11 protein-coding genes and 1 tRNA gene are annotated in these 13,696 nt (G+C 48.2%); 4 read left to right on the top strand and 8 right to left on the bottom strand.

The window, feature by feature from the left end:
* Window positions 1-4: 4 nt before the first annotated feature.
* From BMW71_RS02155 to BMW71_RS02135, 5 genes are all read right to left on the bottom strand, one after another.
* Window positions 5-958, bottom strand: a complete 954-nt coding sequence (locus BMW71_RS02155; RefSeq protein ID WP_092168822.1) for a YihY/virulence factor BrkB family protein — start codon at window positions 956-958, stop codon at window positions 5-7.
* A gap of 78 nt (window positions 959-1,036) precedes the next feature.
* Entirely contained in the window at window positions 1,037-1,594 is a 558-nt protein-coding gene (locus BMW71_RS02150) for a 1-acyl-sn-glycerol-3-phosphate acyltransferase (RefSeq protein WP_092168819.1), read from the bottom strand.
* Entirely contained in the window at window positions 1,591-2,394 is an 804-nt protein-coding gene (locus BMW71_RS02145) for a patatin-like phospholipase family protein (RefSeq protein WP_092168816.1), read from the bottom strand. The genes BMW71_RS02150 and BMW71_RS02145 overlap by 4 nt, the downstream gene beginning before the upstream one ends.
* Before the next feature lie 39 nt (window positions 2,395-2,433).
* Complete coding sequence (locus BMW71_RS02140; RefSeq protein WP_092168813.1) at window positions 2,434-3,381, bottom strand: acetyl-CoA carboxylase carboxyltransferase subunit alpha; 948 nt, start codon at window positions 3,379-3,381, stop codon at window positions 2,434-2,436.
* Window positions 3,382-3,467: 86 nt separating this feature from the next.
* The gene (locus BMW71_RS02135; RefSeq protein WP_092168810.1) at window positions 3,468-4,121 is read right to left on the bottom strand and encodes an ABC transporter ATP-binding protein; all 654 of its coding nucleotides are present in this window, start codon (window positions 4,119-4,121) and stop codon (window positions 3,468-3,470) included.
* A gap of 247 nt (window positions 4,122-4,368) precedes the next feature.
* Between BMW71_RS02135 and sucC the strand changes: the two genes are divergently transcribed.
* A complete protein-coding gene (gene sucC, locus BMW71_RS02130) occupies window positions 4,369-5,583 on the top strand; it encodes an ADP-forming succinate--CoA ligase subunit beta (protein WP_092168807.1) in 1,215 nt (404 codons plus the stop codon).
* 37 nt (window positions 5,584-5,620) lie between these two features.
* Window positions 5,621-5,694 (top strand) — tRNA-Arg (locus BMW71_RS02125).
* Between the two features lie 134 nt (window positions 5,695-5,828).
* On the opposite strand, the gene BMW71_RS02120 is transcribed toward BMW71_RS02125, so the two are convergent.
* The gene (locus tag BMW71_RS02120; RefSeq protein WP_092168804.1) at window positions 5,829-6,248 is read right to left on the bottom strand and encodes a helix-turn-helix domain-containing protein; all 420 of its coding nucleotides are present in this window, start codon (window positions 6,246-6,248) and stop codon (window positions 5,829-5,831) included.
* Window positions 6,249-6,917: 669 nt separating this feature from the next.
* On the opposite strand from BMW71_RS02120, the gene BMW71_RS02115 reads away from it, so the two are divergent.
* Together BMW71_RS02115 and BMW71_RS02110 are read left to right on the top strand one after the other, a co-directional pair.
* Window positions 6,918-9,410, top strand: a complete 2,493-nt coding sequence (locus BMW71_RS02115; protein ID WP_143057527.1) for a M56 family metallopeptidase — start codon at window positions 6,918-6,920, stop codon at window positions 9,408-9,410.
* A 112-nt stretch (window positions 9,411-9,522) separates the two neighbouring features.
* Window positions 9,523-10,734, top strand: a complete 1,212-nt coding sequence (locus BMW71_RS02110) for an alpha/beta hydrolase family protein (RefSeq protein ID WP_092168798.1) — start codon at window positions 9,523-9,525, stop codon at window positions 10,732-10,734.
* A 53-nt stretch (window positions 10,735-10,787) separates the two neighbouring features.
* Here BMW71_RS02110 and BMW71_RS02105 read toward each other — a convergent pair whose 3' ends face one another.
* Both BMW71_RS02105 and BMW71_RS02100 read right to left on the bottom strand, forming a co-directional pair.
* Window positions 10,788-12,053, bottom strand: a complete 1,266-nt coding sequence (locus BMW71_RS02105) for a hypothetical protein (RefSeq protein ID WP_177179556.1) — start codon at window positions 12,051-12,053, stop codon at window positions 10,788-10,790.
* Complete coding sequence (locus tag BMW71_RS02100; RefSeq protein ID WP_092170170.1) at window positions 12,053-13,606, bottom strand: sulfatase family protein; 1,554 nt, start codon at window positions 13,604-13,606, stop codon at window positions 12,053-12,055. The genes BMW71_RS02105 and BMW71_RS02100 overlap by 1 nt, the downstream gene beginning before the upstream one ends.
* Window positions 13,607-13,696: the final 90 nt, after the last annotated feature.

Genomic DNA, 13,696 nt, shown 5'->3' with positions numbered 1-13,696 from the left:
CCATTCAGGCAGTATCTTTTGCCGTTTCAACGGCATTGTCCTCGTCCATTTCTATGGTCTGAATTTTAACTGCCTCCTTGATGGGGGTTACCTGTCCACCGATGTTCTCTGCGATAAAATAGGTTAGTTGGGCGCCGAACAAAAAAATCACCGCCGAATAGTACACCCAAATCAGCACTACCACCAGTGATCCTGCAGTACCGTAATAGCTGCCCACGTCCGCATTTCCCATATACAGCCCGATCAGGTACTTACCCAGGCCAAACAGCAGCATGGTTACAAATGCGCCCAACCAGACATCCTTCCACTTCACCACGGCATCCGGAAGTATTTTGTACATCAAGCCAAATACCAGAATTAATATACCCTGCGTCACAAGAAAGTTGATAACCGAGGCCATTTTTAAGGTATCGCTATCAAAAATCGTCGAAAAGTAATTCAAAAAAATCACAATCAGTGCATCTGCCAGCAGGGATACCAGGAGTAAAAAGCCAATGGACGCCACCATGGAAAAGCTTAGGAGCCGGTTTATCACAAATTTTAGCAAACCTTTTTCCGGTTTGGATTTGATGTGCCAGATATGATTGATGCTGTTTTGAAGGCTGACAAATACCGTCGTGGCGGAAAAGATCAAGATCCCGATTCCCAAAGCCCGGGTGTACATGCCCTGACCGCTAATGGATACGTTTTTCATGACTTCGTCCAGGGTTTCTGCACTTTCATCGCCCACCAATCCGGATACCTGCGCCAGCAATTCGTCTTTTACGGTATTTTCACTGTACAAAACAGACGCGATATTTAATACAATAATAAGCAGCGCAGGTAGTGAAAAAATGGTGTAAAACGCGGTAGAAGCCGCAAAGGTCATGGAATCGCTTTTTCCAAATTCCTTTACGCTGTCTGACAGTATCTCAAAAACAGTATAGTTTTTAAGCTTTTTAAGGTTTCGTTTGATCATCGGTAGTGGTTCGGTTAACTACCGGATTTGCTTCAAAAATCATTCCTGAATTTTCGATCCCGCCCGCTATTTTTCTAATCAGCGAATTCCCTGCTCGGGATACTTTCCGGTAATGGTCCGGCCAAAGGCTTTCATTTCTTCAATTTGGGCTTCCATGTTGCCGTCCGGAATGATGACAGGGCCTATTCCTGCCAGCTTTCGCTTGTAGTCTAAAAACCCAATTACCACCGGAACGCCGGCTCCCTGTGCGATGTGGTAGAATCCGGATTTCCAGCGCGGGGCATAACTTCGGGTACCTTCCGGGGTAACCATAATGACCAGATCCTCTCGTTCGCGCAGCATTTGAATCATGGCTTGTGTATAGGTTTGTTTTCGTTTTCCGGGCATGCGGCTACGGTCGATGGAAATCCCCCCCAGCGCCTTGATAAGCCAGCCAAGGGGACCGACCATCACTTCCTTTTTGATGGTAAACCGGACGGGAACTCCCATCAGGTAAAAAGCAGACCGGGCGTACAGCAGGTCCCAGTTGCTGGTGTGGGGAATGGCGATCAATACGGCCTTTTTGACCCCTTCTGGCCATTCGCCGGATACTTTCCAGCCAGTGATCCAAAATACAAAACGAGCGAGTACTTTCATGGTTTGATCGAATCCAGGTTTTTGCTGCCTAATGCTTCCAGTGCGGGACTGTCCTGCAAGGCCTCCAGGCAGGCAGCATAGCCTGCAGCGTATATTTCCTTGGCTTTCTTGATTTCCAACACGCCGAAACTGGCCAACCCCGGGGGCTCAATAAAAAAATCACAATGGTGTTTTCGGCTGTAGACATTGTAGTTCATCGACAAAATCACCGTACGTTCGATGAGCCCCTTCACGTGACCAATGGATTGGAGTTCGGGTAAATGGTTGCAATTGACACCGATGATGGTCTGGCAGCGATCCAATAGCGGCTCCACCGGGAGGTTATTCAGCACTCCTCCGTCCACGAAATAGGCGCCATCCAACGAAATGGGCTCAAACATCCCGGGAATGCAGGAGGACGCCATGATTCGCCGAATGATGGGGCCCTCGGAAAAGTACACCGTCTGCCCGGTAAGGATATTGGTGGCTGCGAGAAAGGTGGGGATTTTCAACGCTGAAAAATCATCCACCGGAAGGTATTTTTTAAACAAATCCGCAAGCCTGTCCATTTTCAGCAATGCTTTGAAACTGATGGCTGGTTTGAAGAACTTGAAATAGTTCGTTTGAACGATGATGTCCAATATTTCCTGAGGTTTGTAGCCGTAAGCATACATCACCGCTGCGATGGCGCCGGCACTGCTGCCCGACAGGTAGTCCGGGTAAATACCCTTCTCGTTTAGCGCCTGTAAGATCCCCAGGTGGGCGATTCCTCTTACCCCACCACCGGAAAGAACAATTCCTATCGAATGGTTTTTTTTCAAAATACGGTACTGGATTTGGGAAGCTTGGACAGATTTGGCTTACTCATTGACAACCCCCATGGAGCAGAATTTTTCGATCCGACTGGCAATGCGTTTCTCAGGACTGATTTTATCCAATTCCTTTAATGATTTGATAATGGTTTGCTTGATACGCGCAGCCATGTCCAGCATGTTTCGATGAGCACCTCCCAGCGGTTCCTCAATGATGCCATCGATCAAGCCGTGATTTTTCATGTCCGGGCCGGTGAGTTTCAGAGCCTCGGCAGCCTGTTCCTTATAGTCCCAACTTCGCCATAGGATCGAGGAACAGGATTCGGGGGAAATCACTGAATACCAGGTATTTTCCAACATCAAGACCCGGTCACCGATAGCGATACCCAGTGCACCGCCAGATGCCCCCTCCCCAATGATGATGCAAATCACCGGCACCCTGAGCTTGAACATCTCCCGGAGGTTTTTGGCGATCGCTTCTCCCTGACCACGCTCCTCGGCCTCTATGCCAGGGAAGGCCCCCGGTGTGTCAATCAATGTAATGATGGGTTTATTAAATTTTTCGGCCATTTTCATCAACCGCAGGGCCTTGCGGTACCCCTCGGGATTGGCCATGCCGAAATTTCGTTCCTGTCGTTGCTTGGTATTTCTTCCCTTCTGCTGACCAATAAACATAACGGTCCGACCATCGATATCGCCCAAACCTCCAATCATGGCCTTGTCGTCTTTTACCGTGCGGTCTCCGTGCAATTCGATAAAATCATTGGTCATTTCGTAGATGTAATCCAGGGCATAGGGCCGGTCACCGTGGCGGGAAAGCTGTACCCGCTGCCATCGGGTAAGGTTTTGAAAGGTCTCTTTTTTCAATGTCTGAAGTTTTTCTTCCAGAGACTGTATATCAGCCGATAAATCAATGTTTTTCCCTTTTGCCAATTGTATCATCTCGTGGAGTTTATGCTCCAGATCAGCGATAGGTTTTTCAAATTCTAATACCATAGCCTGCAGTTTTGAAGTACCAAAGATAAAAATTAATTTTTGAATCCATGATTAACGGGAACCAAAGATACCGCAGGTCCTCTATTTCAAGCCAATATCTTTCCGTCCTCCATGGTCAGCATCCGATCAGACATGCCGGCCAGGCTTTGGTTATGCGTCACAATTACAAAGGACTGCCCAAATTCGTCCCGCAGTTTAAAAAAAAGTTCGTGCAAGGATTGGGCATTTTGGGTGTCCAGGTTGCCACTGGGTTCATCGGCAAAAATCATGTCGGGGTTATTAACAAGGGCTCTGGCAACGGCCACACGCTGCTGCTCTCCACCGGACAATGCGGCGGGTTTGTGAGACAGCCGGCTTTGTATCCCCAGTAATTTCGCCAGATCTTGCGTCCGCTTCTTCAGGACGTTTTCCGGTTTTTTCCCCATCAGGCCGGGGATCCAAATATTCTCCTCGGCGGTAAACTCCGGCAGGAGGTTGTGAAATTGAAAAATAAAGCCAATCCGATCATTTCTAAAAGTAGCTAGTCTATCGCCGGTCAATTTCAAGATATCCAATCCCTCTACTTCCAGGGTTCCGGAATCGGCTTTATCCAAGGTACCCAAAATGTGTAACAAAGTGCTTTTACCGGCACCGGATGCACCGACGATGGAGACAATTTCGCCTTTTTGTATGGAGACGTTTACCCCTTTCAACACGTGAAGATCACCGTAGTATTTTTGAATCGATTGTGCAATCAGCATAGATAAACGTGGTAAGTAGACGAAGTTCAAAAACTGGAACGGTGGTAAAATTAATGAAATTTTCAAAAAAGCGGGTAGCGGCGGCGGTTTATCCGTGTGCATTTTACTATACCGCTGATTTATAACGCCATAGATCAATATAAGGTAGTAAAAAACAAACAATGTTTTCCTATTTGCCCAAAAAGCGAGACACAACCCTTGAATAATCGGACATTTGACATTAACTTCGGGCAAAAATTTGACTAGAATGAATATACACGAATATCAAGCAAAGGAAGTATTAAAGTCTTACGGAGTCAAAATACAGGAAGGTATTGTGGCGGACAGCCCGGAATCCGCACTGGAAGCCGCAAAAAAGCTCAATGAAACCACTGGTACTTCCTGGTATGTTCTGAAAGCCCAAATCCATGCCGGTGGCAGAGGAAAAGGAGAAATCAAAGAAACCGGGTCCCGGGGAGTGGTATTGGCAAGATCGCTCGATGAGGTTCCCGAAAAGGCCGGTAAGATACTGAATGGTACACTGGTAACGATCCAAACCGGTGAGGATGGAAAATTGGTGAAGAAGATTTTGGTAGCGCAAGACGTTTACTATCCCGGAAAATCCGAACCCAAAGAGTATTACCTGTCGATCTTGCTGGACAGAGCTGCGGGAAGCAACGTCATCATGGCTTCCACGGAAGGCGGCATGGACATTGAAGAAGTAGCCGAGCATAGTCCTGAGAAAATTATCAAGGAATGGGTAGACCCTTCCCTCGGAATCCAGCCCTACCAGGCGCGAAAAGTTGCTTTCCAGCTGGGTTTGGAGGGGAATGCTTTTAAAGAAATGGTGAAATTTATAATGGCGCTATATGCTGCTTACGATGCCACGGATGCCTCACAATTTGAAATCAACCCTGTTTTAAAGACGTCAGACGATCAAATCTTGGCGGTAGACGCAAAGGTAAACATAGACGACAACGCGCTCTTCCGAAATAAACCCCTGGCAGAAATGCGGGATTTGGACGAAGAAGACCCGCTGGAAGTGGAAGCCGGTGAATCCGGATTGAATTACGTAAAACTGGACGGAAATGTGGGTTGCATGGTCAATGGAGCCGGCTTGGCCATGGCTACCATGGACATGATCAAGCTTTCCGGTGGAGAGCCTGCGAACTTCCTTGATGTGGGAGGAGGCGCCAATGCACAAACCGTGGAAGCAGGCTTTCGAATCATATTGAAAGACCCCAAGGTGAAAGCCATATTGATCAACGTGTTCGGCGGCATCGTTCGCTGCGACCGTATTGCGACGGGCGTTGTGGAAGCCTATAAGTCCATTGGAGACATACAGATACCAATCATCGTCCGCCTGCAAGGAACCAATGCCGAAGAAGGCGCAAAAATCATTGACGAATCCGGGCTGAAAGTAACTTCCGCAATAACTTTAAAAGAAGCTGCAGAAAAAGTGCAAAATGTACTGCAACCTTAAATAATTTTTGTTAGTTTTGCGCCACAATCGCAAACAGGCACCCGTAGTTCAACTGGATAGAATATCGGATTTCGGCTCCGAGGGTTGAGGGTTCGAATCCTTCCGGGTGTACAAAAAAAGTCCCCTTTCTTACGAAAGGGGACTTTTTGCTTTTTGATCCCCAACCACTGCATCGGTTAAAAGCCCGTTAATTCGGGCCGTTGGACAGGCAGCACCTAGTTGTTGGTCAGAAGTCTGCTAGGGCATTACGCCTCTTTGATCCACTTAAAAAGCGTCTGATACGTGACGCCTGTCTCTTTGCTAAAGTCGGCTTTTGTCTTTCCTTCGGCTTCCGCTTTTTTCCAGGCCTTCAAGATCGCTGCCTTCTCCTGACTTGAATACGAACGTCGACCTCTGGGGATGCTCTTATCGCTTTTCCCCTCTGCTCCGTAAATAAACTGGAGGAGGTCAACAAATTTTGAAGCTTCGGTTTTTGACTGTATTCCCAACTCTCCCAAATCTTCAAGTGCGGTATCTTTGATATTTTTGGTTACAAAAGGATGGGTTCCTTTTTTATGGGCATCGTCAATTGAGTGAAATACATTTCCCTCGGCATCTTCCATGTAAACGACAGCATCTGTTTTTGAAAGATCTGCATACTTGTTTAAAAACTCTTGAATCGTCATTCTATCTTTTAATTTAAAATTAAAGGTTAATTAATAAATATATTTAATGTAAAGATACAACTATTTTTATATACAAATACACTACCAAAACAGTATATATAAAAAAACATTCTTTAAACAGAATTGTTAACGGATTGCGCAGCGCTTTTCCAGGGATTAACTACCCCAGGTGTAGGCAGTGAATCCTGCTATTTTTCTTTCCTGCTACTCCGCTCAACCACCCGTTCAAAACCGGGATAAAAATCTGGGTGGTCAAACCGTATTTTTTCAGCCATTATATAGCGGGTGCAAAAAAATCAGCGATAGTTTGGAAAATAAAAACTAAATGGTTAAGTTTATAGGAAATGCATGTATCGTTTCAGGAAACAAAAACGTACGAAACCAGGTGATGACATTCAATCCACGTATTTTAAATCTGACTGCGGTGAGCACCTGGTATTGGGCATTGTTTTCCAATTGCATGTCCGGAATGCAAACAGCGCTTCTTTTCCTAAAGCTGGCTGCAACCGATAGTCATTTCAAGCAGAAGGCCAACGGGAGCCATTGCAGCAATTTCCCTGCTTCGGAGTCTTTTTGGGCTTTTCCGCCGAAATCCATTTCACCCGTCGAGATAACATACGCTATACAAACCGTTCCATTCAATACTCACACCAGGAAAATCAATTAACTATGGCAACCATTATCAATTACATGTGGCAAAGTACGTTCTGCCTGGCCTTTTTTTATGGGCTGTATTGGGTTTTTTTAAAAAATGAAAAAACGTTTTTGGTCAATCGGGTCTATCTATTGCTTTCCCCCTTACTGGCAATTATATTTCCGTTGGTAGAGATACCTGTCGCCTTTGACAAGCCGAGTATATCGCTGGAAAATACGGCATTCTTACGCGCGTTTGACACATCCGACACGGCTGAAATTGTTGGCACCTTTGGCTTACCCGAAGTAACGGTGACAGGGAGTAAATTACCGACACTATGGGAAATTACCGATTACCTGCTGTTGATTTATTTGCTGGTTGCCGGGATCCTACTTACTCATTTGCTCTGGCAATATTTCCAATTGCGGCAATTATTGGAAAAGGGATGGTACCAGACGGTTTATATATTAACGGATAATTACTTCAAAGTTCCTACTTATGGATTGGCTCCTGTTTTTTCTTTTTTTGATAAGGTATTCTGGGAAGATCATCCCCACTTACTGGACCGGGAGAAAGCGCAAATCATGGAACACGAACTGGAACACGTGAGACAACGCCACTCCTACGATGTTCTCTATTACCAGCTACTTAGTACGATTTTCTGGTTCAACCCCATGATTCACCTGATGCGTATGGCACTGGTGGACCTGCACGAGTACCAGGCGGATGCACGGGTACTAAAACAAACCGAAAACAAATTATCCTACGCACAACTGATTGCGAAGATGGCATTCAAAGGACTGGACCTACCCCTGGGGAGCTACTTTGTACGGTCCACCACACTCAACCGAATCCTGATGCTGAAGCGTCCGCAAAAAACCAATTGGTTTAAGCTGCTGATGTTGGTTCCGTTGATGGTTATGCTTTTTGGTCTGGTATCCATGAAAACCAAAGAAGGAATCACTCTTTTCAATCAAATCAGTACGCGGCCGGTGCACCTGCTGAAGAACCAAGTGCTGGCGGCACAGGATTCCCTACAGGTGGGAATCAAAATAAAAAACATGAAAAACCCGGTGCATTACGAACGTATCGGAGCACTCGAAAACCAGCAACTAGTCGCTCAATTGGGCGAACTTTCTTACGAGTTTTCGGGTATTCAGACCGAACACGACTATTTCCGGGTATTGGATTTAATTGAATCCTTGCGTTCCAATTCCACCATGGTCAAACGGTATGAAAACGCCCTGGACTTTGAATCGGTGGAGCAACAACCAATCCCCGCTGCGGGGTGGGAAAGTTGGTACAATTACCTGCAGCAAAGCCTTCATGCCAGCCGGGAAGGCTTGCGTCCCATCTCGGGTTCGGTGGCCCTCGAATTTATTATTGACCAGGAAGGCAAAATCATGCATCCGGTTATCAAAAAGAGTTTCGGCGGTACGGTGGACCAGCAGCTGTTGGATGCAATCAGCCATCCGGATGCTCCTGTCTGGATTCCCGGAGCGCATGCGGGCAGCTCCGTCCCCGTTGTCGTCCAGGCCAGCTTGTTCCTCACCGAAGATGCCGGTAAACGGGAACAATCTGGTAGGGAAAGCCTCCAACCACCGCTTCCGATAGCGAATCCGGCGGTCAGCGACCGGATACTACCCAACGCAACTTCTGTAAACAAAACGGCATCCGGAGAAACCATCAACGATTTAAAATCCGGAGCCATTAAATTGGGAGACGCCGCTACCCGGCATTTTCTAAAAAATCTAACGTATCCGAAGACCGATCGGAAAGAGGCCACCGTCGGAACGGCGTTGCTCAAGATACGAACCAACCGGATGGGTAAGGTGCTCTCCTACGAAATTGTGGATTCGCTTTCTCCCGAGACGCGGGAAATGTTGCTTACCGTACTGAAAGACCTGCCCCCACTCGAGCCGGTCAGTCCCAAAGACAACTACCTGGTATTGCTACCGATTACCTTTCAACTTCGGGATCAGGGTATTCCCTTGCCTCCCTCTCAGAAGCGGTTGTATGGGGAGGAAATTACTGTGAATGGCTACGGGAAATCGAACGCCGTTGAAGAAAGAAAGCCGGTGCTGCCAGCCCTGCACAAAAAAGTCTCCCTAAAAATCCTAAACAAAGACTACCTGACAATTGATGGATTCACCCTTCCCCTATCGGTTGGACTATCGAATAGTATCGCCAGTATTGTGCGACTTCAAGAATGGAATAAGGAAACCACCGAAGTGGTCTTTTATGCTGCCGAAGGCGTAAAAATGGAAACCATTCAACGCGTGCAGGAAGCACTGCGGAGTAATGGCCTCCGAAAAATCAATTATGCAGATCAGTTTCAGTCCGAACCGTTTGATTCAACCAAAGACCCTTTGCTTGTAATCGATGGGGTGATACAGCAAGATAAGCGTGTCCTGACCACGACCAATCCACAGAAAATTGAGTCCATCCAAGTGATGAAGGGAGATCAAACCGATTTGTTTGGGTCAAAGGCTAAAAACGGCGTGATCCTGATCATCACCAAAAAATAAAAAACCAGCAACCGTTTATCGTGGATACCTGCCGGTTTACAGAACTTCCGTTTCCGTAAATTGGCAGGTTTTCGTTATATTGCACCCCTTGTAACCCAACAGGCACCGACCCATGCTATCCAAAACCACGTTATTCTTCGCTTTGTATTTACTCGCTTGTTTCACCGGATTTGCGCAGGATGAAGCGTTCAATTACGAGGAAGCCAAGGTCCCGCCTTTTTCACTTCCCGATCCATTTGTTTCGCTGAAGGGAGAACCTATAGAAACCATACAGGACTGGGAAATCCAACGTAGGGGCGAGATCGTTTCCTTGTTTGAAAACGAGGTGTACGGACAAGTTCCCCGGGATTTGGATGCAATTCGTTTCGAACTAATTTCCGAAGACACGCAAGCGATGAATGGAAATGCACATTTGAAGGAAATCGACATTCTGGTGGAGCGGGATGGGGATTCCAACCGCCTGCGGCTGATCTTATTTATTCCCAATGCCCTTACCGGGCCTGCTCCTGTTTTTTTATTGATCAATCACCGGGACCCGGAAAACATCGATCCTACCCGCCAGGTGAAGACGGGTTTTTGGCCGGCAGAAAAGATCGTCCAGCGAGGATATGCTGCGGCTACTTTTCACGTAAATGACGTGTCGGACGATACCAACGAAACCTTTAAAGAAGATATACTGAACACCTTGTATCCCGAGCAGTTAGAAATGGGCAATGGCATGCGTGGGCTGGGTGCATGGGCCTGGGGCGCCATGAGAGCCATGGATTATTTTGTTACCGATGCACAGATTGACGCCCGAAGGGCTGCCGTCGTGGGACATTCACGGGGAGGAAAAGCTTCTCTATGGACCGGCGCACAAGACACCCGATGGGCCATCACCATCTCCAACGAATCCGGATGCGGCGGAGCAGCCCTTTCCCGGCGACGGTTTGGGGAAACGGTCAAACGAATCAATACCAATTTCCCCTATTGGTTTACGGATAATTTCAACCGGTACAACGATCAGGAGGACCTGTTACCTGTGGATCAGCACCTGCTGGTGGCGGCCATTGCACCTCGGGCCGTATACGTGGCGAGTGCCTCCGAGGATCAATGGGCCGATCCAAAGGGAGAGTTTCTTTCCCTTCGCCATGGAACGCGCGTACATCGGGAAATCTACGGGATGGAAGGTGCCTTTCCTTCCGTTCTGCCTGCCCCAGAATCCCCCTTGCATTTGCCCTATGCCGGACACCATATCCGAGAGGGAAAACACAACCTGACTCCCTACGATTGGCAGCGATTTATGGATTTTGCTGATCAACTTTACAGAAAAAGTTATGAGTAAGGGAAGAAAAAATTTCCCAGTTTATCAGCCTGGGAAAAAGCAAGGGATAATCGCTAAGTGCCCACAATATCTGAAATATCCAGGGAATACATTTGCCTGCTTCCTTCGTGGGTGGAATCAAAAAATACCCGTCTCCCCTGCTGATCGCAACGCGGATGCAGGTCACAACGCCACTCCCCAAAAAAGCGCTCCGGGGAGTAAAACTTGCCCAAAATAACCTTTCGCTTGCTCGGAACGTGGTATAGGTACAGCGTGATCAACCGTTCCTTGTCCGGATAGGTATCGTTTAAGACCCATTCTTCGTTGGTATGCGGCACGTAGGTATTGTGGCCGTTTCGGTCCATGGACGCTGCACCGATCCGTTCCATTTCCGCGGTTTTGTCTTTGATCAACCAAAACCCGGCTTCTTTACCCACGGGGCGGGTCCATACAAAAATATGTTCCGAATCCTTCCAGACGAAATGCGAAGAATTACCGGAAGGATCCGCTACATAAAGGTCTTTTCCAGTAGTGTCCACGGTAATCATTCGGGTGACAAACCCCGTTCGTGCCATCTGTTGATTTTCCAGTATTTCCGGCCGCCAGCGGTGAAGAAAGAGCAAGCGTCGGCTGTCCGGGCTCACCAGCATGTGATTAAACCAATGCCAATTGTCGCTGACATCCTCGCCTGCATGCGGAAGGTGGGCCAAATCGGCCAAACTCAACAAATGGTTGGTAGTACCGGTACGCAAATCCATTGTATAAAGTCCGATTTCATCCGGTGCTTTTTGCGCCTGGTAGGGGTCCGGAATGCCGGCGTATCCATACCCTGGCCGAAGGTTTTGTATCCGGTTAAAGGCCGTTCCCACAGCAAAGGCCCCATCCGGAGACAGGGCATATACCGGTTGGGGCAAGGTACGTGTCTGTCCGCTGTGGATATGGTAAATTCGGCTTACGTAGCCTCCCGCTTCCCGATCATTCCAGATCACTTCTTCAGTCGAACCCGGTATCCATTGCAGCATACATGACTGCTGCCAACCCCAGGCGAGGCTCTCGCCAATCGTTTTCCAGCGGTGGCCTTCCTGAAGGTCAATCAGACCAATTTCCAGCCGATCGGTATCCTCTGGCGATCGGCCCTCAAAAGTAACCTTACAGCCCAAGGCATAGCGCCCCGACGGATCCACCTGCCATTTGTCGTAGTAGCCAAACCAGTGCCCCTGCGGGCCTTCGGTGATCCGTACCGGTTGCCTCTCAGCAGCCCTGCTTATCCAGGCCGGTCCGCTGGTCAGGGCGGCGGCGATCAGGCCGGACCTGCGGAGAAATGTCCTTCGGTCAATCATTAACGATGATATTTAGATGTGGGCTTCAGGATGACGGTATCTCCGTAATAAATCCTGGCTTCCTGTAATTGTTCCTTCATAAGGGATACCTGGCCTTGGTATTCCGCATCCGAATACCGGCTATGCATTTCATTAGGGTCGTTTTTCAAGTCAAAAAACTCCCATTCATCGATGGTGTAGTAATGTATCAGTTTGTAGCGGTCTGTTCGGATCCCGTAATGCTGCCGCACCATGTGCCAATCGGGATAGGCATAGTAATGATAGTAAATGTAATCCCGCCAGGATTTTAATTCTGTCGGGTTTTGTAGTAGCGGGAGCAGACTTCTACCCTGCATGTCGTCGGGAATGGGACTTTGCGCCATGTCCAAAATGGTTTGCGCAAAATCCAGATTTTGCACCAACTGCTTGACCTCTGTGCCTGCGGAAGTCACTCCCGGCCATTTTACCAGCAGCGGCATACGCAAGGATTCCTCGTACATCCAGCGCTTGTCGTACCAGCCATGGTCTCCCAGGTAAAACCCCTGGTCGGAGCTGTAAATAACGATGGTATTCTCTGCGAGGCCGGTTTCCTCCAGGTAATCCAATACCCGCCCGATCTCCCTATCCATGCTGGCAACCGAGCGCAGGTAATCCTTCAGGTACCGTTGGTATTTCCATTCGGTAAGTTCCTTCCCGGAAAGGTTGGCTTCCCTGAAGGCCGCATTTTCCGGCCCGTAGGCAGCGTCAAATTCGGCCAACTGCGCATCGGTCATGTAGGAAGGATAGACCAGCTTCAGGTCCCGGTCATTCATGTCAGCAGCGATCTCCATTTCCTGTTCCCGGGTGGCACTGGTACGGTTTTCGTAATCGTCGTAAAAATTGGTAGGCAGGGGCAAATCCAGGTCTTTGTAAAGGCCGTATTCCTCCGGAGCAGGGACCCATTCCCGGTGCGGCGTCTTGTGGGAATACGCCAGAAAAAAGGGTTTATTCGTATCCTTCTGTCCTTCCAGGAATCCGATGGCGCGATCGGTAATGAGGGTGGCCGTATATCCGGTCTCCTCCTGCTGCCCCCCTGCCTCCGTGAAGATCGGATTGTAATAGGACCCCTGACCGTTGCCGCGCGTCAATACCGACCAGTAATCAAAGCCGGTGGGCTCGGACAGCAAATGCCACTTTCCGATCCAGGCGGTTCGGTAACCGGAACGCTGAAGGATTTTTGGAAAGGTCTGCTGGGCACCATTGAACGTGGTATCGTTGTTCAGCATGCCGTTGTAGTGGCTGTGCTTGCCTGTTAAGATGACAGCGCGGCTTGGCCCACAAATGGAATTGGTGCAAAAGGCATTCGTAAACAGTACCCCTTCCTCTGCCAGCCGGTCCAGGTTTGGCGTTTGGATATAGGGGTGGAGTTCGGGATTTCCTGCTTTTGGTCCATAAGCGCCGATGGCATGCGTGGCATGATCGTCGCTGAAGATAAACAAAATGTTGGGTCGGTCCGGTTTCGAAGGTTGTGTCGGATTGCAGGAAAATAACTGAAAGAAAAGCGCCACCGCACCCCCGTAAAGAAACCGTTTCATGGCCATTTTTTTAAAATAAAATTATTTTTTTTTCTATATTACTCAAACATTCAGAAAATCAAAAATTGTCAACCGAAAAATAACTTTTAT

This window comes from Cyclobacterium xiamenense, from assembly GCF_900109255.1.
In the GTDB taxonomy this organism is placed as follows: domain Bacteria; phylum Bacteroidota; class Bacteroidia; order Cytophagales; family Cyclobacteriaceae; genus Cyclobacterium; species Cyclobacterium xiamenense.
The sequence above is the reverse complement of the archived record's forward strand: the minus strand, read 5'-3'. Positions and strand labels throughout refer to the sequence as shown.

Excerpts from the sequence above, each read along its gene's own strand:
- BMW71_RS02105 (WP_177179556.1), bottom strand. The coding sequence starts at position 12,053 with ATGATTGACCGAAGGACATTTCTCCGCAGGTCCGGCCTGATCGCCGCC.
- sucC (WP_092168807.1), top strand. The coding sequence starts at position 4,369 with ATGAATATACACGAATATCAAGCAAAGGAAGTATTAAAGTCTTACGGA.
- BMW71_RS02135 (WP_092168810.1), bottom strand. The coding sequence starts at position 4,121 with ATGCTGATTGCACAATCGATTCAAAAATACTACGGTGATCTTCACGTG.
- BMW71_RS02100 (WP_092170170.1), bottom strand. The coding sequence starts at position 13,606 with ATGAAACGGTTTCTTTACGGGGGTGCGGTGGCGCTTTTCTTTCAGTTA.
- BMW71_RS02140 (WP_092168813.1), bottom strand. The coding sequence starts at position 3,381 with ATGGTATTAGAATTTGAAAAACCTATCGCTGATCTGGAGCATAAACTC.
- BMW71_RS02155 (WP_092168822.1), bottom strand. The coding sequence starts at position 958 with ATGATCAAACGAAACCTTAAAAAGCTTAAAAACTATACTGTTTTTGAG.
- BMW71_RS02115 (WP_143057527.1), top strand. The coding sequence starts at position 6,918 with ATGGCAACCATTATCAATTACATGTGGCAAAGTACGTTCTGCCTGGCC.
- BMW71_RS02110 (WP_092168798.1), top strand. The coding sequence starts at position 9,523 with ATGCTATCCAAAACCACGTTATTCTTCGCTTTGTATTTACTCGCTTGT.
- BMW71_RS02120 (WP_092168804.1), bottom strand. The coding sequence starts at position 6,248 with ATGACGATTCAAGAGTTTTTAAACAAGTATGCAGATCTTTCAAAAACA.
- BMW71_RS02150 (WP_092168819.1), bottom strand. The coding sequence starts at position 1,594 with ATGAAAGTACTCGCTCGTTTTGTATTTTGGATCACTGGCTGGAAAGTA.